The sequence below is a fragment of the Salinicola sp. CPA57 genome (genome assembly GCF_003206035.1).
Taxonomy (GTDB): Bacteria; Pseudomonadota; Gammaproteobacteria; order Pseudomonadales; family Halomonadaceae; genus Salinicola; species Salinicola socius.
This window is the reverse complement of record NZ_PZJR01000001.1, coordinates 138,120-161,475: the sequence shown is the minus strand read 5'-3', so window position 1 is coordinate 161,475 and position 23,356 is coordinate 138,120. Positions and strand designations below refer to the sequence as shown.

General features: G+C 59.8%; 20 protein-coding genes. 13 read left to right on the top strand and 7 right to left on the bottom strand.

Annotated features, from left to right (window positions below):
• Positions 1-69: 69 nt before the first annotated feature.
• Both DOM36_RS00715 and DOM36_RS00710 read right to left on the bottom strand, forming a co-directional pair.
• The gene (locus DOM36_RS00715; protein WP_110640605.1) at positions 70-765 is read right to left on the bottom strand and encodes an SDR family oxidoreductase; all 696 of its coding nucleotides are present in this window, start codon (positions 763-765) and stop codon (positions 70-72) included.
• 57 nt (positions 766-822) lie between these two features.
• Positions 823-1,263, bottom strand: coding sequence for a hemerythrin domain-containing protein (locus DOM36_RS00710; protein WP_075568345.1), 441 nt, complete (start codon positions 1,261-1,263; stop codon positions 823-825).
• A gap of 214 nt (positions 1,264-1,477) precedes the next feature.
• On the opposite strand from DOM36_RS00710, the gene DOM36_RS00705 reads away from it, so the two are divergent.
• The gene (locus DOM36_RS00705; RefSeq protein ID WP_110640603.1) at positions 1,478-3,247 is read left to right on the top strand and encodes an IlvD/Edd family dehydratase; all 1,770 of its coding nucleotides are present in this window, start codon (positions 1,478-1,480) and stop codon (positions 3,245-3,247) included.
• 28 nt (positions 3,248-3,275) lie between these two features.
• Here DOM36_RS00705 and DOM36_RS00700 read toward each other — a convergent pair whose 3' ends face one another.
• Complete coding sequence (locus DOM36_RS00700; protein WP_110640601.1) at positions 3,276-4,004, bottom strand: GntR family transcriptional regulator; 729 nt, start codon at positions 4,002-4,004, stop codon at positions 3,276-3,278.
• Between the two features lie 364 nt (positions 4,005-4,368).
• Here DOM36_RS00700 and DOM36_RS00690 point away from each other — a divergent pair, with 364 nt between their 5' ends.
• The 10 genes from DOM36_RS00690 (at position 4,369) to DOM36_RS00645 (ending at position 16,519) form a co-directional block, all read left to right on the top strand.
• Positions 4,369-5,349, top strand: a complete 981-nt coding sequence (locus DOM36_RS00690; RefSeq protein ID WP_083941382.1) for a tripartite tricarboxylate transporter substrate binding protein — start codon at positions 4,369-4,371, stop codon at positions 5,347-5,349.
• 32 nt (positions 5,350-5,381) lie between these two features.
• The gene (locus tag DOM36_RS00685; RefSeq protein WP_110640597.1) at positions 5,382-5,930 is read left to right on the top strand and encodes a tripartite tricarboxylate transporter TctB family protein; all 549 of its coding nucleotides are present in this window, start codon (positions 5,382-5,384) and stop codon (positions 5,928-5,930) included.
• Between the two features lie 83 nt (positions 5,931-6,013).
• The gene (locus DOM36_RS00680; RefSeq protein ID WP_075568342.1) at positions 6,014-7,522 is read left to right on the top strand and encodes a tripartite tricarboxylate transporter permease; all 1,509 of its coding nucleotides are present in this window, start codon (positions 6,014-6,016) and stop codon (positions 7,520-7,522) included.
• A 35-nt stretch (positions 7,523-7,557) separates the two neighbouring features.
• On the top strand, positions 7,558-8,679 hold the full coding sequence (locus DOM36_RS00675; protein ID WP_110640595.1) for a mandelate racemase/muconate lactonizing enzyme family protein: 1,122 nt from the start codon (positions 7,558-7,560) through the stop codon (positions 8,677-8,679).
• 80 nt (positions 8,680-8,759) lie between these two features.
• A complete protein-coding gene (locus DOM36_RS00670) occupies positions 8,760-9,683 on the top strand; it encodes a dihydrodipicolinate synthase family protein (RefSeq protein ID WP_110640593.1) in 924 nt (307 codons plus the stop codon).
• A gap of 49 nt (positions 9,684-9,732) precedes the next feature.
• Positions 9,733-10,899: an alpha-hydroxy acid oxidase gene (locus tag DOM36_RS00665; protein ID WP_110640590.1), complete on the top strand. Its 1,167-nt coding sequence runs from the start codon at positions 9,733-9,735 to the stop codon at positions 10,897-10,899.
• Between the two features lie 284 nt (positions 10,900-11,183).
• A complete protein-coding gene (locus tag DOM36_RS00660) occupies positions 11,184-11,726 on the top strand; it encodes a hypothetical protein (RefSeq protein WP_232823684.1) in 543 nt (180 codons plus the stop codon).
• Complete coding sequence (locus tag DOM36_RS00655) at positions 11,719-12,906, top strand: OprO/OprP family phosphate-selective porin (RefSeq protein ID WP_232823683.1); 1,188 nt, start codon at positions 11,719-11,721, stop codon at positions 12,904-12,906. Before DOM36_RS00660 ends, DOM36_RS00655 begins: the two co-directional genes overlap by 8 nt.
• Positions 12,907-13,025: 119 nt before the next feature.
• Complete coding sequence (locus DOM36_RS00650) at positions 13,026-15,704, top strand: EAL domain-containing protein (protein ID WP_198651151.1); 2,679 nt, start codon at positions 13,026-13,028, stop codon at positions 15,702-15,704.
• A 44-nt stretch (positions 15,705-15,748) separates the two neighbouring features.
• Positions 15,749-16,519, top strand: coding sequence for a PEP-CTERM/exosortase system-associated acyltransferase (locus DOM36_RS00645; RefSeq protein ID WP_157958519.1), 771 nt, complete (start codon positions 15,749-15,751; stop codon positions 16,517-16,519).
• A gap of 70 nt (positions 16,520-16,589) precedes the next feature.
• On the opposite strand, the gene DOM36_RS00640 is transcribed toward DOM36_RS00645, so the two are convergent.
• Together DOM36_RS00640 and DOM36_RS00635 are read right to left on the bottom strand one after the other, a co-directional pair.
• A complete protein-coding gene (locus tag DOM36_RS00640) occupies positions 16,590-17,684 on the bottom strand; it encodes a tartrate dehydrogenase (RefSeq protein ID WP_110640581.1) in 1,095 nt (364 codons plus the stop codon).
• A 7-nt stretch (positions 17,685-17,691) separates the two neighbouring features.
• Positions 17,692-18,615, bottom strand: coding sequence for an alpha/beta hydrolase (locus DOM36_RS00635; protein ID WP_110640579.1), 924 nt, complete (start codon positions 18,613-18,615; stop codon positions 17,692-17,694).
• Positions 18,616-18,728: 113 nt separating this feature from the next.
• Here DOM36_RS00635 and DOM36_RS00630 point away from each other — a divergent pair, with 113 nt between their 5' ends.
• The gene (locus DOM36_RS00630; RefSeq protein ID WP_110640577.1) at positions 18,729-19,643 is read left to right on the top strand and encodes a LysR family transcriptional regulator; all 915 of its coding nucleotides are present in this window, start codon (positions 18,729-18,731) and stop codon (positions 19,641-19,643) included.
• Between the two features lie 247 nt (positions 19,644-19,890).
• On the opposite strand, the gene DOM36_RS00625 is transcribed toward DOM36_RS00630, so the two are convergent.
• Both DOM36_RS00625 and DOM36_RS00620 read right to left on the bottom strand, forming a co-directional pair.
• Positions 19,891-20,796, bottom strand: a complete 906-nt coding sequence (locus tag DOM36_RS00625) for an ABC transporter substrate-binding protein (RefSeq protein ID WP_110640920.1) — start codon at positions 20,794-20,796, stop codon at positions 19,891-19,893.
• Between the two features lie 209 nt (positions 20,797-21,005).
• On the bottom strand, positions 21,006-22,169 hold the full coding sequence (locus DOM36_RS00620; protein WP_110640918.1) for a TauD/TfdA family dioxygenase: 1,164 nt from the start codon (positions 22,167-22,169) through the stop codon (positions 21,006-21,008).
• Positions 22,170-22,438: 269 nt separating this feature from the next.
• Between DOM36_RS00620 and DOM36_RS00615 the strand changes: the two genes are divergently transcribed.
• The gene (locus DOM36_RS00615) at positions 22,439-23,314 is read left to right on the top strand and encodes a LysR substrate-binding domain-containing protein (RefSeq protein ID WP_075568333.1); all 876 of its coding nucleotides are present in this window, start codon (positions 22,439-22,441) and stop codon (positions 23,312-23,314) included.
• Positions 23,315-23,356 lie beyond the last annotated feature (42 nt).

Genomic DNA, 23,356 nt, shown 5'->3' with positions numbered 1-23,356 from the left:
CGGCTGTTGCTGAGAGTTTTTCGATGAGAAAAAGTTGCATTCGCTGTCGGCGCGGCCGCCTCACATGCCTCACGTCTCGTCACGCGGTGGCGTCGGACGGATCAGTATCTCGTTGACATCGACGCGTTCCGGCTGGTTCAAGGCGTAGATCACGGCATTGGCGATATCCTGCTCTTCGAGGGCCTGTTCGGGCGGCGAATCGAAAAACGGCGTGTCTACCATGCCGGGCTCGATCAGCGTGACGCGAATTCCCGAGCCACGCAGCTCCTCTCTCAGATTGTGGCCGATACCGGTGACTGCCCACTTGGTCGCGCTATACATCGAGCCGGCGATGGTGGTGCGCCCGGCGGCCGAGCCCGTCAGCAGCACATGTCCGTGGCTCGTGCGCAGGGCCGGCAGCGCTGCCTGAATCGACAGCCCGACGCCGTAGACGTTGGTCAGGATCATCGACTTCCACACCTCGGCATCGGCGCCGCTGAAACCACCAGGCGTTCCGCCCATGCCGGCATTGGCAAAAAGCCCGTCGAGACGGCCGAAACGGGAAAGCGTCTGTGCCACGACCCGGTGCTGATCCTCGGCGGAGGTCACGTCGCAACTGAGCGCCAGCGCATGGTCTTCGCCGAGGGAAGCCACCAGGGCGTCGAGCTTGTCCGTGTTGCGAGCGGCCAGGGCAACGCGATATCCCGATTCGACTGCCAGCTTTGCGGTGGCGGCACCGATCCCGCTCGAGGCGCCTGTGATCAAGATGACCTTGTCATGGGACATCGTCGCATCCTTTCGTCGTGAACGAGGGTAGCCGCCCCGAGAGAGGCGGCCGTTTCATCAGCTGGCTTCCCGAGCTTCCATCTCGTGGCGGTAGGTCTTGGCCAGGGTGGCCTTTTCCGAGTCGCTCAGGGCGCGCCCCGCCAACTGGAACACTTCCTGTTCCTCTTCATCGAGATGATGCGTCACCAGATCCTGAAGCTTTTTGGCGCTGGCCAGCCAGCCGGGAGAGTCGTACTCGGTCTCTTCCAGCGTCTCGATCAGCTCGTCGATCTCGTGATGCTCGGCAACGCTGTGACGCGCCTTCTCCTGCGTCATGTCGTGCTCCATCATCGGAATATAGAGCGCGCGCTCTTCCGCGACGGCATGGTTCTCCAGCTCGGCGCGCAGACGCTTGAACAGCTCGTCGCGACCTTCGCTGTCGCCATGGGTCTTGACCAGCAGGTCCAGCAAACGGCGCTGCTTGTCGTGACTTTCACGCAGGTCTTCAAAAAGCGTCATCTTCTTCATCCTTGTGTCGCGGTCCTGGCGGGTGTCGGCAACGGGTCAGGGCCGCTGCCACAGACAAGGTTAGGTGAGATGAGCGGCGGCTGCTAAATCCTTCACGATTATCCTCGTGCGAGGGCAGTTACGGCTTAAGTCGGATGTCCATGACGTCTCAACTGTGGTTACTTGTGTCAATAATATTATCAATAATTATGACGACGAGGATGCCATGGCAGACGACGCCAGTAACGAGCGGCACGACGGGCAGAAAGACATCCCGGCCGACGAGCGGCAGACCGGGCTCAATCAGGGCCTGGTGAACTACGGCGACGCCGGGTTTTCGCTGTTTCTACGCAAGGCCTTCATCAAGGGGGCGGGTTACAGCGACGATGCGCTCAATCGCACCATTGTCGGTATCGTCAATACCGGCAGCGGCTACAACCCCTGTCACGGCAATGCGCCGCAACTGATCGAGGCGGTCAAGCGCGGGGTGATGCTGGAGGGCGGGTTGCCGATCGAATTCCCCACCATCTCGATCGCCGAGAGTTTCTCCACGCCCACGAGCATGTACCTGCGTAACCTGATGTCGATGGATACCGAGGAGATGATCCGTGCCCAGCCGATGGATTCGGTGGTGCTCATCGGCGGATGCGACAAGACGGTGCCCGCCCAGTTGATGGGCGCCGCTTCCGCCAATGTGCCCATGCTCGAGCTGGTGACCGGCGCGATGCTGACCAGCGGCCATCGCGGCGTCCGTGTCGGCGCGTGTACCGACTGTCGTCGCTACTGGGGCATGTATCGCGGCCAGGAGATCGACGATCAGGAGATCGAAGAGGTCAACGCCAAACTGGTCGGCAGTGTCGGTACCTGCTCGGTCATGGGCACGGCCAGCACCATGGCGTGTATCAGCGAAGCGCTGGGCATCGCGTTGCCGGGCAGCGCCTCGCCGCCAGCGGTGACCGCGGATCGCCTGCGCGTCGCCGAGGCGACCGGAAGACAAGCCGTGATCAACGCCAGGACGCGCGTGACGCCGGACAGGATCCTGACCGAGAAGGCGTTCGAGAATGCGCTGCGGGTGCTGCTGGCGATCGGTGGTTCCACCAACGGGATCATTCACCTGACGGCCATCGCCGGACGCATGGGCATCGATATCGACCTGGCGGCTTTCGATCGGATGAGCCGCGAGACGCCAGTGCTGGTCGATCTCAAGCCGTCGGGTCAGCACTACATGGAGGATCTGCATCGTGCCGGCGGGCTGCCGACCGTGCTGCGCGAACTGAAACCGCTGCTGCACCTGGATGCCATGACCGTGACCGGACGCACGCTGGGCGAAGAGATCGATGCCGTGCCGGCTTTCGAGCAGCAGGTGGTGCATCGCTTCGACGCGCCGCTCTATCCGGCCGGCGGGATCGCCTTCCTACGCGGCAACCTGGCGCCCGATGGCGCGATCATCAAGCAGTCGGCCGCCGATGCCCGGTTGATGGAGCACGAAGGTCGTGCGGTGGTGTTCGAAAATGCCGAGGACATGGCCGCGCGCATCGACGATCCGGCGCTGGACGTCACAGCGGAGGATGTTCTGGTGCTCAAGCGGATCGGACCCGTCGGTGCACCGGGAATGCCCGAAGCGGGTTATCTGCCGATCCCGCGCAAGCTGGCCCGGCAGGGCGTGCGCGACATGTTGCGAATCTCCGACGGCCGCATGAGCGGCACGGCGGCGGGTTCCATCGTGCTGCACGTGACGCCCGAAGCCGCCCTGGGCGGGCCGCTGGCGCTGGTCGAGAACGGCGACCGGATTCGCCTGAGCGTGAGCGAACGCCGCCTTGAGCTGCTGGTCGATGACGCAGAACTCGCGCGGCGCCGGGAAGGCTGGCGGCCGATTGCCCTGACCGCCGAGCGAGGGTATCGCAAGCTGTTTCTCGAGCAGATCACCCAGGCGGATCAGGGTTGCGATTTCACCTTTCTGCGGCCGCCGAACATCCAGCGTCGGGTGCCGAAGTGATGGCGGGCCTCGAGGCCGATCACTCGTATCAGCCGCCTTCCCGGAGCCGGTAGAGATGCAGATAACGCTCTTTCGAGGGCTGGAGATGCTGGTAGCAGAGGCGGTGTAGCTCGGCACGATCCTGCTGCTTGAGCGCGTCGATCATGGCGAGGTGCTCATCGCGCGCCAGCAGGATCGCCTGGCGATCGGTGGTGCCGATGAAACGAATGGCGTGGGCCTTCTGCGCGAACTCGTTGATCGTGTCCGCGAGATAGTCGTTGCCGCAGGCCGCGAACAGCGTGCGATGGAAGGCGATGTTGTGATGGAACACCGCGCGCAGGTCGCCACTCTCCACCGCTGCGCTGTGCCGGTCCTGGATGGCGGTCAGCGCATCGATCAACGCGGGCGGGGCCGGCATCGGGATGCGATCCGCGGCGGCCTCTTCCAGCAGCTCACGCATGACATAGATCCCTTCCACCTCTTCGGGTGTGTAGGATTTGACGAAGGCGCCACGATTCTTGATCCGTTCCACCAGACCGGCGTTGTCGAGCTGAAATAGCGCCTGGCGCACCACGTGGCGCTTGCCGGCGAAGCGCTGCATCAGGTCCTCTTCGACCAGTCTCTCTTTCGGGTGCACCCGATTCAGCACGATGTCCTCTTCGATGGCCGAGACGATATCGGCGACGCTGACCGCTTCGGCAGTCGCCTCTGCACGCTCGTCGGCGAGCCGCTGACCGCTAGCGGGGATGGTCGATTTAGCGATGTCTCGCTTTGGCATGAGCGTTTCCCGTCATGATGAAGTTCCCGTCGATCTGTCGGCCATTGTCTGCAGCCGATCGGAGTGGGGCAAGTGGCGCTTCGGCACGACTCCCACCAAGAATCATGATCGAAACGTGCAGAATCGATTCTGCTGCGTCAACCTCTCGGATGATGCCAGTTTTTCAGCTTTTAGCGCCGTTTTGTAGGACGTTAGTGCTTTAGTCTCTATTGGCGTCAATATTATTGACAATATGATCGATAAATTAATACGTTCTTTCAGTCGCGGCAAGAACAGGCATGACAAGGACAGGTACGACAAGGACAGGTACGACAACGAATAAGCACGATAACGATAACCAGACTCCGTCAGAGAGGAATCGATCATGCACGCCAAAGCCCTTCGCCACTGGCTGACGATCACCGCCATGGCCATCAGTCTGTCTCCCCTGGCGCAAGCCGCCGATTACGTGGGAGGCGATGAAGTCACCGTACTGCAGGGATTCAAACCGGGAGGCGGCAGTGACGCCCTGGCACAGCTGGTCCAGCCGCGCCTGAGCGAGATCCTCGGCGTCGATTTCGTCAACGAATACATGCCCGGCGCCACCGGTGCCATTGCCTGGACGCGTCTGGCCAAGCAGTCGCCCAAGGATGGCGGCACCATCAGCATTACCAATACGCCGATGCTGATGACCAACTACATCATGAACGATGCCATTACCTACAGCACCGACGAGTTGACCCCGATCGCCAACGTGGTGACCGATCCGGGCATCGTCGTCGTCAGCCCTGACAGTCCCTATCAGACCATCGAGGATCTTTTCGAAGCCGCCGAGCAGAGCCCGGGAACGGTGACCATCGGCAATTCCGGCGTCGGCGGGGACGATTTCTTCACCACCATCCTGCTCGAGCAGGCCAAGGGCCTGTCGTTCAAGAAGGTACCGTTCCAGGGCGACGGCCCCTCCGCGACGGCCGCCATGGGTGGCAAGATCGATGCCAGTTTCAACAACGTGGGCAACGTCTATGGCCAGGTCGAGTCCGGCAACCTCAGAGCGCTGGCGGTGTTCGCCGAAAAGCGGCTGACCAGCCTGCCTGACGTGCCCACCATGAAAGAGAAAGGCGTCGATATCGTGGCGGGCTCCTCGCGCGGTTACAGCGCACCGGCGGGCATTCCGGATGAGGCTCGTCAGCAGCTGATCGAGGCATTCCAGACTCTGGCCAAGGATCCCGACTTCCAGGCCCAGGCGGAAAAACGCGCCATGAACCTCGATGTCGTCACCGGCGATGACTACCGCGCGATGATCGAGCAGATGGAAAGCGACTATCGCGGGATCTGGGAGTCGGTCAAGGACGAGGTCGGTCGCTGAATGGCTGACGCACTAGCGAGGAGAAGGGCGCCATGAATGTCAGTCGTTTGCTGCTGGGTGTGTTCGGCATCGTCGTGGCCGGCGTCTTCTTCTTCGACGCCAGCCAGTACCCGCGCGCCGCGGCCCAGATGCCGGTGATCTACGCCGTGGCCGTGGCGCTGCTGTCGCTGGCGATGGTGGCCAGCGAACTTCGCCTCCGGCGCCGTGCGACGGCCACTCGCGGCTCCGGTGCCGGAGCTGGTTCAGGTACGGGAGTGACTGGCGCAGGTGCTGGAGTGACCCGTGCTGGAGCTACGGGCGTAAACACCGTTGCGGAGGGTTCGAGCGAGGCAACGCCGGAACCTCGGCGCTGGGCGGCGGTCGCCGCCATTTTCCTGCTGGCGGTGGGTTACGTCGCGGTGATGACGACACTCGGCTACGTGCTGGCCACGGCGCTGTTCATGGCCCTGGCGCTGGCGATTCTGCGCACGGTGAAGTGGACCTTCGCGTTGATCGCCGGAGCGGTGCTGATCGCGATGATCTGCCTGGTGTTCGTGCAGTTCCTGGGCTTGCCGATTCCGCTGCTGCCGAGCTTTCTATAAGCGCTCATCAAGGACAGCTTGTAAGCACTCGTCACAACCGGCGGCCCACGTTGCTCAAATCGAGCGCAGGAGAGTAGACGCGCATGGATTCCTCTTTGGTAATGATCGGGCTGACCAACGTGCTCAGCTTCAACAACATAGCCTGCATCCTTGGCGGGACGCTGCTGGGGTTGTTCGTCGGGGCGATGCCGGGGTTGTCGGCAACGATGGCGTTGGCCTTGCTGCTGCCGCTGACATTCAGCTTCGACCCCGCGACCGGGCTGAGCATGCTGGCTTCGCTCTACGTGGGGGCGTCCTATGGCGGTTCCATCGCTGCGATTCTGTTGCGCACGCCCGGTACGCCGTCGGCGGCGGCAACCGTTCTCGATGGCTTTCCGCTCTCGCAGCAGGGGCGTGCCGGCGAAGCGCTGGGAGTGTCGCTGTTCGCCTCATTCTTCGGCGGGCTGATGAGCGGCATCGCGCTGCTGACGGCGGCGCCGCTCCTCGGCACGCTGGTGCTCGAGTTCGGTCCGGTCGAGCTGTTCGCGATCGCCGTACTGGGCATCACCATCATCGGCTCGCTGGCCCAGGGCTCGGTCATCAGCGGGCTGCTCTCCGGCGGGTTGGGTCTGCTGCTCAGTACCGTCGGGATGGATCTGACGACGGGCACGCCACGGATGACCTTCGATCAGATCAATCTGTTCGGCGGGATCGATTTCACGGTAGCGCTGATCGGACTGTTCTCGGTGCCCCAGGCACTGACCCTGATCGAGAATTCTCACCAGGGTGGCAAGGTGGCGAGCCGTATCACCGACCGCTTGATGCCGCGGTGGAGCACCATCAAGCAACTGATGCCCAACATCCTGCGCTCCAGCGGCATCGGTATTGTCGTTGGGCTGATCCCCGGCACCGGCGGCGATACTGCCAGCTGGTTCGCCTACAACGAGGCCAAGCGCTTCGCCAAGGACAAGAGCCGCTTCGGCAAGGGAGAGGTCGCCGGGGTCGCCGCGCCTGAGGCCGCCAACAATGCCGTGGTCGGTGGCGCACTGATCCCCACCATCGCCCTCGGGATCCCGGGCAGCTCTTCCACCGCGATCCTGCTGGGTGCGCTGATGGTGCAGGGTATTCTGCCGGGCCCCAATCTGCTGACCGATTACGGCGATGTCACCTACACCCTGATCTGGGCGGTGATTCTCGCCAACATCGCGCTGCTGGTGGTGGGGTTGGCGTTCACCAAGATGAGCGTGTCGGTGACCAAGATCCCCGATGGCTTCATCGCCTGCGCGATTCTCACGCTGTGCATCATCGGCGCCTTCGCCATCAACAACAGCCTGTTCGATGTCGGACTCATGCTCGGCTTCGGTCTGTTCGGTTACTGGATGAGCAAGGCCGGAGTATCTCCTGCGCCGATGGTGATCGGTCTGATCCTGGGTCCGGTGATGGAGACCAGCTTCCAGCAATCGATGCTGATCGGCAACGACAGCTTCGGCGTGTTTCTGGAGAGCCCGATCGCCACCGTGCTGCTGATCCTCGCGCTGCTGTCGATCCTGCAGGCGACACCGTTCTTCCGCTGGCTGCGCGTGCCGTTCAAGCGTCGCCTGAAACCTGATTGATGCCACGGCATGCCAACCAACCGGAGAGATGACCGATGACCCGAATTACCGATGTACAGGCGCGAACGGTCAATGTCGCGCTGGACAACCCGACCCGCTTTTCCAACCGGCAGGTCCTCAAGCGTGACTACGCGCTGGTCAAGGTGACCGGCGACGACGGCATCAGTGGTATCGGCTTCTGCTATGGCGGCAACAATGCCGGCCACCTGGTGACGCAGGCCGTACGCGATCTGCTAAAGCCCGTGCTGATGGGGCAGGACACTCACCGCGTCGAGGGGTTGTGGCAGGAGATGTATCAGGAGAGTTTGCTGCACGGCCGCACCGGTTCGGTGATGCGGGCGCTGAGCATCCTCGACGTGGCGCTGTGGGATCGCAATGCCCGCGCCGCCCATCTGCCACTCTATAAATTTCTTGGCGCCAGCGACGAAGAGAGCGTGGCGGCCTACGCCAGCGGTGGCTATTACCTCGACGGCAAGACGCCGGCCAGGCTGGCGGAAGAGATGACCGGCTACGTCGAGAAGGGCTTCAAGGCGGTCAAGATGAAGGTGGGACGCGAGGACCTAGCTGGCGAGGAAGCGCGTCTGGCGGCCGTCCGCGAGGCCATCGGCCCCGATGTGCTGCTGATGATGGACGCCAACAACGCCTGGCACGATCTGCCTTCGGCCCTGGCCTTCGCGCGGATGGCCGAGCCCTATTCTCCCTACTGGATCGAAGAGCCGTTCAGCCCGGACGACATCGACAACCATCGTCGCCTGGCCGAGCGCACGCCGATTCCGGTGGCGACGGGCGAGATCGAAGCCGGACGCTGGCGCTTCAAGGAGCTGCTGGACAAGGAGGCGGCGATGATCCTGCAGACCGATGCGGCGGTCTGTGGCGGGATCACGGAATTTCGTCGCATCGCCGCCACGGCGGCCAGTTACGGGGTGGAGATCTGCCCGCACTGGTTCCATGATCTTCACGTACATCTGGTCGGCTCGACACCGAATGCGCCTTTCGTCGAATTTTTTGCCGACGATCAAGTGCTTAACTTCCGTAGACTGATCGATACGCAGTTGACCTTCAGCGACGGACGTCTGCACCTTCCGCAGACGCCGGGATTGGGTTTCGACTTCGACGAGGCGGCGCTGTCGCGCTACGCCGCCGACCCCTGGTCCTGAGTCGAGCGATCGCCAGGGTCGACGCTTTTCATTTTCCCACTACCTTTTCCTCATTACCTGCCTGCCAGAGGTTTGTGCTCATGTCGTCGAATGCGCCCTGCGGTGCCGTACTTTCGCCGGTCATCACGCCGTTTAACGATGATCTCTCTCCCGATGCCGAGCGCTTCGTCGACCATTGCCGCTGGTTGATGGCCAACGATATCGGTCTGGCGATCTTCGGCACCAACTCCGAGGCCAATTCGCTGTCGCTGCAGGAGCGTCTCGATCTGCTCGATCACCTGGTCGCGGCGGGGATCGACACCGCCCGGCTGATGCCGGGGACCGGCTGCTGTTCGATACCCGACAGCGTGGCCCTGACCCGCCATGCCGTGAGCCAGGGCGTGGGTGGCGTGCTGATGCTGCCGCCGTTCTACTACAAGGGCGTCTCGGAAGAGGGGCTGTTCCGGTTCTACTGCGAGGTGATCGAACGCGTCGGCGACGAGCGGCTGCGCCTTTATCTCTACCATATCCCGCCGGTGGCGCAGGTGCCGATCGGGCTGGGTCTTATCGAGCGGTTGCTGAAGCGCTATCCCGAGGTCGTGGCTGGGATCAAGGACAGCTCTGGTGATTGGGCCAATACTCAAGCTGTCATCGATGCCTTCGGAACGCTGGGATTTAGAGTCTATGCGGGTAGCGAGCGCTTTCTGCTGCCCACGCTGCGAGCCGGCGGCGCCGGTTGCATCAGTGCCACGGCCAACGTCAATCCCCGCGCGATCTCGGCGCTGGGCGGCAGTTGGCAGGGCGACGATGCCGATGCGCGCCAGCAGGCGCTGAACGAGATTCGCGATATCTTCGAAAGTGTGCCGATGATCCCGGCGCTCAAGGCTGCCACCGCGCATTTCAGCGGCGATACCGAGTGGGATCGCCTGCGGCCGCCGCTGGTCTCGCTCGACGAGCGCCAGCGCGAGACGTTGCTGATGTCGCTGGCACGGGTCGGATTCACGATGCCGGGCGTCGCAGGGTGACTGTTGGTGAAGTAGAGTCGATCGTCTTTTTCAGTGATAAGGATCATTCGTGACGCGTCAACAACGCCGCCTGTCCCGCATTCGCAATTTCCTGGATCTCGAGCGCGCCGGTCAGCGCCATCTTCCCCGGCCACTCCATGGATACGTCGCCAACGCGGCGGAAGATGGCAAGAGCCTGGCCGCCAACCGCGCGGCCTTCGATGACTACTGTTTCCTGCCCCGCGCGCTGACCGACGTCTCCCGCGTTTCGCTCGAGACCGAACTGCTGGGTAAGCGCTATGCCGCCCCGTTCGGGATCGCGCCCATGGGGATCAGTGCCTTGTCCGCCTATCGGGGGGATCTGGCGCTCGCTCGGGCGGCGGCTCAGGCCAATGTGCCGATGATCATGAGTGGCTCGTCGTTGATCCCGATGGAGGAGGTAGCCAGGGTCGAGGGCGCAGACTGGTTCCAGGCCTATCTGCCGGGAGACAAGCCGGGCATCGAGGCGTTGATCGCCCGCGTCCAGCGAGCCGGCTTTTATCATCTGGTCATTACCGTCGACTATCCCGTTCCCCCCAATCCCGACAACAACCGACGCAGCGGCTTTTCATCGCCAATTCGTCCGAGTCTTCGCCTGGCCCTGGATGGGCTGGTCAAGCCGCGTTGGCTCTACGAGACGTTCTACAAGACGCTTCGCCACCACGGCATCCCTCATTTCGAGAACAATCACGCGACCCGGGGCATTCCAGTCATTTCCCGTCACGTCAATCGCGACTTCTCCGGACGCACGCATCTCGACTGGGACTATCTCGCGCTGGTGCGAGAACGCTGGCCGGGGAATCTGATCGTCAAGGGCATCCTGCATCCTGAGGATGCCAGGCGGGCCAAGGCGCAAGGTGTCGATGCCATCATCGTGTCCAATCACGGCGGCAGACAGCTGGATGGCACGATCGCGCCGCTACGAATGCTTCCCGAAGTGGTCGATGCGGTCGGAGACTTCCCCGTCATGATCGATAGTGGCTTCCGGCGCGGAACCGACGTGCTGAAAGCCCTCGCGCTGGGTGCCCGCTTCGTCTTCTTCGGGCGCCCTTTCAATTATGCGGCAGCCTACGCCGGAGAAGCCGGCGTCAGCCATGCGATCCGTCTGATGCAAGATGAAGTCACCCGCGATATGGCACTTCTCGGTATTACGGAGATCGAGCAGATGGACATGAGCCGATTGAGAAGAACGCGCTAAAGCCGGTTCTGCCATTCGCTTTTTCCCGACTGTCTTCGAATGGCACCCGTGATCCATATGGCTGCTGGGCGCGCCGGAACAACATGGGTATGCTGTGGATTCACACGCCGCCGATGGTGCGAGACGGTCAAGGCCGCTTTTGCGCGAATAATGCAGAGAATAAAGCAGGGGGACGAGGGAAGAGCAATGATGCCGAACATGGAGCTGGATCGCCTATCTCGAGAGATACGAACCATTCCCGATGTAGATTCTGACTTGTCGGACACCTCAATCTGCCACACTCATTGACGGGCCTAGGTTATTCCGTCGGTTGTTTCCAGGATCTAGTCATCTTCGGGTCGGGGTTCGTCTGTGACGACAGCAATGGCAAAAGCAGACAGGATCAGGGGGCGAGCCGCATGCGATGGGCGTTGATCGGATGTCTGTCGCTACTCTCCTTCGTTTCACTCGACAGTCGGGGCGATGAGCTCGCGCCTGCCATCATTGCCAACCTGACCGTGCAACAGTCCTCCCTGCCGCTCGAAACGCTTAGAGCCATATTCGCGATGCGACAGAGAACGCTTCCCGACGGCCAGGCCGTCCACGTTTTCGTGTTGCCCGACGACAATCCGATTCACGAAGCTTTCTCCAAGAAAATACTTGGGGTCTACCCTCACCAGCTTCGACTGGCCTGGGACCGCGCCGTGTTCTCGGGCACCGGGCAAGCGCCCAATGAGGTCGACGACGAAACCGAAATGCTCGAGGCCGTTGCCTCGACGCCTGGCAGCGTTGGATACATCAAACAAACAAGCCTGACGGATCAAGTGCGGGTGCTCGACATTGAATAAACTGAAACCGTTATCGATCGCAGCTCAAGCGGCGATATCCCTGATGCTCGCGGCAAACGCTCATGCCGTGGAAATGTCGGATACCTTTCAGGTTCATGGCTTCATGAGCCAGGCACTCATCGTGACTGACCACAATGACTTCTTCGGTCCTAGTAGTGAGAAAGGCGGCAGCCTGGAATATACCGAATTAGGGCTTAACGCTTCTGTTCGGCCATTGAGCAATGTGCTAGTGGCGGGGCAGGTGTTGAGTCGGAAAGCTGGAAATTATGGGGATGCTTGGCAACCTAAATTGGATTATGGCGTCGTAGATTACCAGGTGATTGGTGACGAAAAGCGAGCGCTAGGGGTACAGCTCGGAAGATTCAAAAATCCGTTCGGATTTTATAACCAAACTCGTGACGCACCCTCGACACGGCCAAGTATTCTGTTACCTCAATCCATCTATTTTGATAGAAGTCGATCGCTGGGTCTTGCTTCGGATGGGCTTAGTGTCTACGACGAAGAGCGGCTTTCCAATGGTACGGTATATATTCAGGGTGGGGTGGGCATTCCTCAGATTAATGGCGATGCAGAGATATCTTTGTCACCTAGCAATCCCTCGCTAAATGGTAAGGTATCAACGATCGGACAGGTGCTTTATTCTCACGATGGCGGTCGAATTAATGTGGCGTTGAGCATGGCTCAGGTAAGATCCGATTATCAGTCCAGGCAGGATAGGCAAGCCTCTGGAGAATTTGTTTTCCAACCCACTGTGGTGTCGTTCCAATATAACGCGGAAAAGTGGAGTCTGACGGCAGAATATGAATATCAAAAAAGAGAGCTGAAAGGTTTTCAGATATCTTCTTACAACGGAAGAGCTGATGGGGAAAGTGCCTATCTTCAGTACTTGTATCGTCTTTCCAATAACTGGCAATGGCTGCTCAGGTATGATTATGCGGTCAGCAATAGAAATGACCGGGATGGTAAGCGGTATGAGGCCTCCGGTCGAGGCCCAGACTATTCACGCTTTGCCAAGGATATTACGTCAGGCTTGCAATGGCGAGTCACACCAGACTGGAATGTTCAAGCAGAGTTTCATCACGTCAATGGCACCGCATGGTTACCGAGACAGGATAATGACGACGAGAAGACGGAGCAGTATTGGAACATGCTATTGTTACAGACGTCCTTTAGCTTCTAATGTCAAATCCTAATCCTCGGCCCTATCGGCTCAGTCTAAAATGGCGAGCCTTTGCATTAACCAGCTTGATATTGCTAGGGCTGGGTGTCCTGATTGCGTGGATTAGTTACAAGAGTTTGATGGATCAGTTTCAAGCCCATCAACAGGCCAATCAAGCGGATCAGCGCCATCAGATTGAGATCGCATTGCAGAATTCTGCAAACGAGCTAAAGCAGCTAGCGGCAGTTGCCGCATCTTCTGAGTCTCTTAATGATGCGCTGTTGTCGTCGAACCAAGACGCAATTTCCGATTCCCTCATGAACCAGTGGCCGACCCTGCAATTGGATTCGGGTATCACCAAGCTTGTTGTCTTCAGCTTGGAGGGAAGGCCTCTGGCGACCTATGGCGAGAAGACCAGGAGCAATAGTCACACTCCCTCTATGGATTGGCTGCTGGGAGTCGTCAAATCTGAACAGCCCCGCGATATATTGCTATGCTCAAATTCTTGTCTGCAATTTGCAGCCGTACCTATTCTTGCTCGGGGAGAAAACGCGGGCGTACTCATGGTTTCCCGGTCACTGGTAGACGTCATGAGCTATTTCCAGAGAAGCTCCGGAGATGATGTTGCGCTACTCACTCGTCAGAAAGAGGGGGGCATTCATGAAGATTCCGATCGTCTCATACATAAATGGAACTCTTATTCACTAGCGTTGACTCACCAAAATATCGTTTTACCGGTTATCAAGGATGTTTCGCATAAGGTGTCGCTCGATGAGTTAAGCGTTGCTCCAGAGAGTATTGAGCATGATGGGCGGCAGTATGAGGCCAGCGTCATTCCTCTCAAAAGCAATGACGGAAATAGCGCCGATGGATCAGGTTATTTTATATCAGTCGAGGATGTCACCAAGCAGTTGGGCGATATTCAAGAAATGACTAGAATGGTCTTTTACGTCGCCTTGTTAGGATGGTTGTGTTCGGAAGTTCTTCTGTTATTGATTTTACGTAAACCTATTTATCGAATTAGAATGTTGAGTCAGAATTTGCCGGGGCTGGCACGAGGCGAGTTCGAAAAATTGAGGGTGCACGTATCGCGATATTCCGAGGGGATGCCTGGGGATGAAATTGACGTTTTAGCGGATACTGCGGTGGAGTTGTCCTATCAGCTGGAACGCTTGGAAGGTGAGGTGAGCGCGCGCGGAAAAATGTTGCAGCAGCAGGTAGTGGAACTCGAGCGTGAGCGAGATCTTGTTAGTGGACTCATGAATACGGCACAGGTTCTCGTCGTTATCCATGGTGGTAATGACGAAGTATTGATGGCCAATCGTTACGCGATGGACATGCTGGATGCACCAGAATCGGTTCTTTTGAAGTCATCTTTCGCAGAAACGTTCCTGCCCTTTGCAAGAGAATTTTCCAATGGGCAGCAAGAAAGCGATTTGGTTACCTTGAGGGGCAAACGTCGAACTATTGCCTGGCATCACACGCCATTGAGCACTTGGGCTGAAGATAAGGCAGCGACCATATCCGTGGGTTTGGATATTACCGACCGAAAAGTAGCAGAGCAGAGGATCTCATGGCTGGCAAATCGGGATCCCCTCACCGCGCTTTATAATCGAAGACATTTTGAAGAGATATTGGCTCATGCCGTCGTTCATGATGTTCGTGGCGCCATGCTCTACATGGATCTGGATCGTTTCAAGGAGGTTAATGAGCTGGGTGGCCACCAATCCGGCGATCAACTGCTGGTCCTGGTTGCGGAACTTTTTCAGACCCAATTTCATCATTCTGGAACCATTGCTCGGCTAGGCGGCGATGAATTTGGCATCCTAATGGAAAATGCTTCTGCCGATCAGGCCGTAATCTTGGCTAAAGCCATTGTGCAAAGTTTGGAAAAAATCAGCCTGGATGTGGATGGACAAAAGCATAGGGCCATTGCGAGTATAGGCATTGCATTGTACCCCGATCATGGGACAACGCCCAAGGAGCTCATGGCCAGCGCCGATTTTGCCATGTATCGGGCTAAAGAGGATTCCGGTCAACGCTGGCATCTCCTATCGTCTCAAACGGACAAAGAAGCGCTGCAGGAACGTGTCCACTGGGAAGAATGTATCCGCTATGCATTGGAATATGAGGGTTTTGAACTTTGGGGGCAGCCAATCGCGAGCGTCGAAGGCCTTGAGGTGAAACATCATGAGGTACTGCTGCGAATGCACCTGCCTGATACAAAAGAAGTTGTTTCACCAGGATTGTTCATACCGATTGCAGAACGTAGTGGTCAGATTATCAGTATTGATCGATGGGTTATCTCGCAAAGTCTGATAATGATGAAGACTTGGGGGGATTCGGATCGCCGTCTTGCGATTAACGTGTCGGGTCAGTCATTGCATGATGAAACTCTGACGAGCTTTCTCACGCACGCCCTTGAAGCGAATGGTATAGCCGCTCATCGGCTGATTATTGAAGTGACGGAAACCACGGCGGTCACGGATTTTGCTACTGCAAGGTGCATTTTGCAGGATATTCGAGATATGGGATGCGCGATTGCCCTCGATGATTTTGGCGTCGGTTTTAGCAGCTTTTACTATCTGGATCAGCTGCCGGTGGATTACATCAAGATCGACGGCTCCTTTATTCAAGATCTGCCGGAAAATAGACGGAGTCAAATGATCGTCAAGGCGATCGTCGAGATTGCGAAAGGCTTTGGCAAGCAGACCGTAGCAGAGTTCGTTGATCGCGAGTCAGTTTACGATATTTTGAAAGAGTACGGCGTAGATTACATTCAGGGATATTGGTTGGGAAAACCTCAACCTTTTAGTTAATGTATAACAATTGGTTATGCCATTTTAAATGTGGGGCACCTGAGATGAGTCTGTACGATCAGTTTCATCAGCAGTTCGAATTTGTCTTGGCAACCTCGGAATCCGAGAAGCAGTACGTCTATCGTTTGCGGTACCAGGTCTACACTCAGGAGTTCGGCCACTCAATGCCAGGCGAGCCTGCGCGACAACTGGAATACGATGAGTTCGATCAATCGGCTCTTCATTGCTTTATTCGTCATCGTGCTACGCAGGAGCCAGTAGCCTGTATTCGCGTTATCTATCCAAGCTCTGTTCGCAGTGAATTGCCTATCGAATCAAATTCACGTGGCGAATTCTCCCATGCTGAACTCAATCCAGATGCGTTGCCTCGAAACCTGATCTGTGAAGTCTCACGCGCAGCTATTCTGGGGCGTTACCGTAAGAGACAATCCGGAGCGGAGAAAGAATGGTCTGGTTATCCAGCCACGGACAACGACTATAAAGTGTCGTCGCTATTAGGTATCTCGGTATACTTGGCCTCGACCGTGATGATTGGCTTGATGGAGAGAAGACACGCACTGGCCCTGATGGAGCCTCGGCTAGCCAGATTGTTGAGTCGATTCGGGCTGGCGTTCCTTCAAGTCGGAAATATTCAGCAGTTCAACGGTGTCCGAGCAGCTTATTATATCGATCAGCACCAGGCAGAGGGGGATTTGAAGCCTGAGCTGAAAGCGTTCTACAGCGATATTATTCATTCGCTTTCGATACAGTTTAACGAAACGTTGAAGAAGCCTTTCCAAGATCGTTTTTTCATGCTCGAGTGCGCCGGATCGTAAGCGACCAGAACGAAAAATGACTTTCTGGGTGACCGGCGACGGCGCTCCAGCTCGCCGTCGCCGCCTTGCATCAACCGATCGCTGCGGCGATCTTCTCGCCCAGGCTCTGGGTCGTTCCCTTGCCTTTCAGGTCCGGGGTGAGCGCTGACTTGTCGTCGCTCGCCAGCACTTTCTCGATCGCGCTGACCATCGCGTCACCGGCTTCCTTGAAGCCGAGATGCTCGAGCATCATTGCGCCGCACCAGATCTGGCCGATGGGATTGGCGATGCCCTTGCCGGCGATGTCCGGCGCGCTGCCGTGGACCGGCTCGAACAGGCTCGGGAACTTGCCTTCCGGGTTGATGTTTGCCGAGGGCGCGACGCCGATGGTGCCGGTACAGGCGGGGCCGAGGTCGGAGAGAATATCGCCGAAGAGGTTGCTGGCGACGACGACGTCGAACCAGTCCGGATGCAGCACGAAATTGGCGGTCAGGATATCGATGTGGAACTGGTCGACGCTGACGTCCGGATAACTCTTGGCCATCGCCTTCACCCGTTCGTCCCAGTACGGCATGGTGATCGAGATCCCGTTGGACTTGGTCGCGGAGGTCAGCTTCCGGCGCGGACGGCTCTGGGCCAGCTCGAAGGCGTACTTCAGCACCCGGTCGACGCCGGTTCGCGTCATCACGGTCTCCTGCATCACCGTTTCCCGTTCGGTACCCTCGAAGATCTTGCCGCCGATGCTCGAGTATTCCCCTTCGGTGTTTTCGCGGACCACGTAGAAGTCGATATCACCGGGCTCTCGATCGGCCAGCGGGCTCTTGATGCCGGGCATCAGACGACAGGGCCGCAGGTTGATGTATTGATCGAAGTGGCGCCGGAACTGCAGCAGCGAACCCCACAGCGAGATGTGGTCCGGCACCTTGTCCGGCCAGCCCACCGCGCCGTAGAAGATGGCGTCGAAGCCAGACAGGATCTCGAACCAGTCATCCGGCAGCATCTTGCCGTGTTCGAGGTAGTAGTCGCAGCTGCCGAACTCGAAATGCTCGAACTCCAACTCGATATCGAAGCGCCTGGTGGCCGCCTCCAGCGCGCGCAGACCTTCCGGAACCACCTCGATACCGATGCCGTCGCCGGCGATCACGGCAATCTTGTGGGCCTTTTTCTGGGCTTTCTGTTGAACCATGGTCGAGTTACCTCATGAAGTCGATGAGCTGTCGGAAGACCGCATCCGGTGCTTCCTCGGGAAGATAGTGTCCGCAGGGCAGGGCGCCGCCCTCGACGCTGGCACTGGAGACTGCCCGCCACTCGGCGAGCGCATCGAAGCACCGCTCGATGGTTCCATGCTCGCCCCACAGTACGTTGAGCGGAACGCGAAGATGGTGGCCGGCATCTCGATCGGCGCGGTCGTGTTCCAGATCGATGGTGCGGGAGGCGCGGTAATCCTCGCAGATCCCATGTGCGGCGCCGGGCAGTGCCAGGCAGCGCTGGTACTCGGCGATGGCGCGAGGATCGAACGGCGCCAGGCCGGCATGACGACCGCCCATGATTCGAGTGACGTAGTCGCTGGGCGAGGCTTCGATCCAGGATTCCGGTAGCGGCGCGGGCTGAATCAGAAAGAACCAGTGCCAGTAGGCAGTGGCGAAAGCCAGATCGGTGGCCTCGTACATTGCCAACGTCGGCGCGATATCCAGCACCATCAGCTTGATCACCCGGTCGGCGTGATCCAGCGCCAGCCGATGCGCTACCCGACCGCCGCGATCGTGGCCGCAGAGAAAGAATCGCTCGAACCCCAGCGCCTGCATGACCGCAACCTGGTCATGCGCCATCCGGCGCTTGCTGTAGCTGAGGTGCCGTTCGTCTCCCTCGGTCTTGCCGGAATCGCCCTTGGGCTTACCAGAATCACCCTTGGGCTTACCAGAATCACCATAGCCGCGCAGATCCGTCGCGATCACGGTGTAGCGATCGGCCAGACGGGGTGCCAGCAGATGCCAGATGACATGGGTCTGCGGGTGACCGTGAAGCAGCAACAGCGGCGGGCCTTCGCCGCCGATCACGCCATGAATGGCGATGTCGTTTCTCACCTCGATATCGAACTTCCGGAATCCCTCGAACATCGGCTTGGCCTCGGCTTGAGTTTCTTTCTGCGCTGACTGCAGTGTAGCCACTGAGCGGCTCGGGATAATCGGGCTAGAATCGAAGCGACTATTTCGCTCAAGTGGAGAATCTTATGTCGGCGGTCGATGATCTGGCCTTCTTTCAGCGGGTCGCCCAGGCCGGTAGTTTGACCGGCGCCGCCAGAGAACTCGGGCTTTCCCTGTCCACGGTGAGCAAACGACTGCAGCAGCTCGAGGCGCGTCTGGGCGTATCGCTGGCCGCGAGGACGACGCGGCGACTGGCGCTGACGGCGGAGGGGGAGCGCTACCTCAAACGCGGCGCGATGATCCTCGATGATCTGGGCGACCTGGAAAACTCGCTGAGAGATCAGAGTGCTGCGTTGTCTGGTCGGCTGAGAATCAATGCGACGTTCGGTTTCGGTCGGCGTCATGTCGCGCCACTGATCTCACGTTTTGCCGCGCTTCATCCCCAGCTGGAGCTGCTGCTGGAGCTCACCAGTTTTCCGGTGGGGCTCGACGAGCAGGGGTTCGATATCAACATCCGTGTCGGTGAGCCGCCGGCGTCGCGCTGGATCGCCAGACGCCTGCTCGCCAACCGCCGCATGCTCTGCGCGGCGCCCGGCTATCTGGCGCAGTCACCGAAGCTCGAACGGCTGGAGGATCTGGCACGGCATCGCTGCCTGATCGTGCGCGAAAACGACAGCGACTATTCGTTGTGGCGGTTCGAGGCCACCGACGAGACGCGCACACTGCGCGCCATTCGCGTTCAGGGCCGGCTTGCCAGCAATGACGCCGAAGCCATGACGCGGATGGCGCTGGATGGCCATGGCGTGTTGCTGCGTTCGTGGTGGGACGTTCACGAGCATCTGGCGAGCGGTGAGCTGGTGTCCGTGCTGCCTCAGTGGCAGGGGATCCGAGCGGATTTTCATCTGCTCTACAGCGAACGAGCACGCGAGAGCGCGCGGATTCGACAGTTCGTCGACTTCATGACCGCGGAGATGGCCGGGCGGGTGCCACCGTTGTCGTGATGCCGTGGCTCGATGGGGCGGAGACTCAAGTCAGCGAGTGGGGGAAACAAAAGCCGGGCAAAAAAATGCCCACCAGGGGATGGTGGGCGAGTAAGGGATCATTCAAGGGAACACTAACTCAGAGTGCGAGCCGTTCCGATTAGTTCCGAGAGAGATCAAAAAAAATCGGCATGAAATTGTAACGTTATTTTGCCAGCGGCCATCGTGCCGCGAGCACGAATCGCGACACCTGGATTACTCTCACATTCTAGAACGAGAATGCGCCTTCGACGGCTGGCCATGCAGGCTTGCCACCCTGGGTCTCGACGCCGTCGAGCATGGCTTCGACGCGATCCGGATGATCTTCGATCCAGGTCTTGGCGACCTCTTCCATCGATTTCTCCTCCTGGCCGTACTGCTTGATCATCCAGCTTTGCTCTTCGGCAGAAAACGAGAACTGGTTGAAAAAGGTGACCAGGTTGGGGTGGGCGTCGGCAAAATCGCTTGCCATCAACGTGCGTACGTCGCTGGCGCCGTTGCCCTCGCCGAACAGGTTCTTCGAATCGCCGAGATACCGCATCGGCAGCTCGAGGTTCATCCAGTGTGGTGTCCAGCCGACCCAGACGATGGGCTCCTCGTTGGCGATGTGGCTCTTGGCGGCACTCAGCATGCCCACCGTGCTGGTGTCGACCAGCGTCCAGTCGCCCAGGCCCCAGGTGTCCTCATCGATCGCCTTGTTGAGGATCTCGCTGGCAGCGGAGCCGGCGCCGAAGCCGTAGATCTCGCCGTTGAACTCGTCACGATGCGCATCGAGATCGGCGAACGACGTGACGCCGCTATCGTAGACATAATCGGGCACGGCCAGCGTCATCTGCGCCCCGGTCACGTTGGTGGCCAGGCGGGTGATGCTGCCGTCGGCTTCCAGCGGTTCCAGCATCGAATTCTGCGCCGGCAGCCAGGCGCCCAGGAAGACGTCCACGTCGCCGGTGTCGAGGCCCTGATAGATCACCTGCAGGCCGATCTCCTGGGCCTTGCCCTGGTATCCCAGCGGTGCCAGCAGCTGGCGGGCAATCTCGGTCTTCACGGTGATGCCGGGCCAGGCCGGCACGCCGTAGGTGACGGTGTCGGCGGCCTGCGCCGCGCTCGCGCTGACCAACGTCAGGCCGGCGCCCATCAGCAAGCCAGTGGTCAGCGTCAGGGCGGAAATCGTTGTCGCTCGTTTCATTTATTGTCTCCTGTCGTTCCCTCAATTGGCGTATCTCCTCCGCATAGGCGCGCGGTCTCGGCGCGCACGCGTACCAGGGATACACGCAGAAAAGCCGCCCGGTTAGTGGATCGAATCCATAACCTCGGGCGGCTTGCATCAACGCAACGCTGTCCGGTTCATCTCGACAGCACCCGTAGATGTGATTGCAGCATGTCCAGGTCGAGATAGGTGCCCTGGAGATGACGCTTGCCGGTGTTGGGGTCGAAGGCGTTGCGACCATGTAGCACGCGGCGGTTGTCGAAGGCGACCATCTGGCCAGGAGCGAGCGTCAGTTCCACGCGTCCTTCCGGGCGACGCAGGATCTGCCACAGCGCGCGATAGGCGTCATACCACGCCTCGATCCGATCCGATGGCAGGCTCAGCGTATCGCGGATCCAGTTGTTGAAGCGGATCTCGCAGGGGCGGCCTTCGGCATCCAGATCGATGACCGGTTCGCGCACCGCGATATCGTGGCCTTCGTCCTGGAAGCGGAAGTCGATCGGTGTTTCCGACAGCACCCGGAACGCTTCGGGGTTTTCCACCCGCAGGGTTTCGGCGGCAGCGAAGCCGTCGGCGAAGCTGGATTCGCCACCTTCGGCATCGTTCTCGAGACAGTAAAGTAGTTGGATATCCGGCGGCTGGCGCCAGTTGGGCAGGTCGGTGTGCAGCTCAAGACCGATCGCCGTGTAAGCGGCGTTGTTTGGATTGGGAACCGAGCGCACGTCGAACCGGCCGCCGAAGTTGGTCGAGCGCATCGGCCCGATGCTCTCCGCGATACGCGACACTTCTTCCAGCTCGCACGGCCCGTGATCGAGCATCACCAGCCCGTCGCGCAGCAGGGCGCTGGCCCAGCGGCTGCGACCATCGCCGCCACCGACGAAATCGGCATGGCTGACGTGGCTTGGCGTGAAGCCCTGGTGCCAGGGGGGCGGTGTCGGCAGCAAGGTCGCGAGCTCCTGCCCTGGACAGCGCTGATGTAGCCAGCCGGCGTCGAAGCGTGACACGTGGTCGTCCTGCCAGATCAGCGTCAGCGAATCGACATCGAACTCGAACGACGCCAGCGCTTCGTCAGAGGCGAAGCGCTCCCACAAGGGATCATCGAGCAGCTTGTAGAGGCGTTCACGCGTCATCGGATGACGGCACTGATCACAGGCGCAGTGATCGCGTAGCCACATCAGCGGAAACTGGCCGGTTCGGCCATCCGACCAGGTCAGCGTCAGACGTCGAGCCTCCTGGACGGCGCTTGCCAGCGCAGCCTCCGTGGCGCCGTTGCCCTGGCGATAGCGGCGCAGTTCGGCCATGTCGATGGGAGTCTGGCCCTGACGAGCAGTCAGAGCGTCGTTGAAGGCGCCTCCGGATGACAAAAGAGCGGACGACAAAAGAGCGGATGACAACAGGGCACTTCCTCGATGGCTGAAATTGCCATCTGTGTTAGTAACGTGTGTTATTGCGTGTCACTAGGATGCGGATTGCGTCGTGACATGACAAACGATTAATCTGACCGCTAAGGCCAAGTTTGGCTAATGACCAGCTTTGTCTCTTGGGCCAACGAATCATCTTTGGGAGCGTCATGTCGGAACTACCGCCGGTGCTATGGCTGCAGGCGTTCGAAGCCGCGGCGCGAACGCTGAGCTTTACCGAGGCCGGGCGCGAACTCGGCGTCACCCAGTCGGCGATCAGCCAGCGGATCCGGCTCCTCGAGGATCGCGTCGGCCAGCCGCTGTTCGTCCGCTATCCGCGCAGTCTGGCGCTGACGCCGGCCGGGCAAGCCTGGCTGCCCAGCGTACAGGGCGCATTCAGCCGGCTGGCCGAGGGCACATCGGAAGTCTTCGGCCCCAGCCCCGGCGCGCCGGTGACGTTACGCGCCACGCCGGCGATGCAGCAGACCTGGCTGGCGCCGAGATTGATTCATTTTCAGCGGATGCACCCCGAGATCACGCTCCGTCTGGTCAGCGCCATCTGGGCGGACGATTTTGGCGCCGAAGGGGCCGATCTGGAGATCCGCTATGGGCATGGCGACTGGAGCGACGTGACAGCGGAATGTCTGGGGGAAGAGCGGTTGCTGCCGGTCTGCTCCGCCGCGCTGGCGGCGGAACTCAACTCGCCGGAGGATCTTGCCGGCAAGACGCTGCTGCATGCCGCCGGGTTCGCCGCCGGCTGGCCGCGCTGGCTGGTCGAGGCAGGGTTCGCCGGTCTCGAGCACCGCTGTCAGGCGATGATCTGCGATACGCACGTGACGACGCTGGCGCTGGCGTCCTATGGCGGTGGAGTTGCGCTGTCGCATCGCCGCCTGCTCGAGGCCAGCCGGGACCTGGTCGCGCCGTTCGATCTCGACATGGCAACGGATGAAGCGTTCTGGCTGGTCCGCCCCAGCCGTCGCCAGCTCAGGCCTGCCGCTGCGGCGCTGTGGGAATGGCTCTCCCAGACCAGTGAATCTCCGCCCTGAATCCTGGCGGACGCTACACTCTAGTGGTAACGGATCCTACCG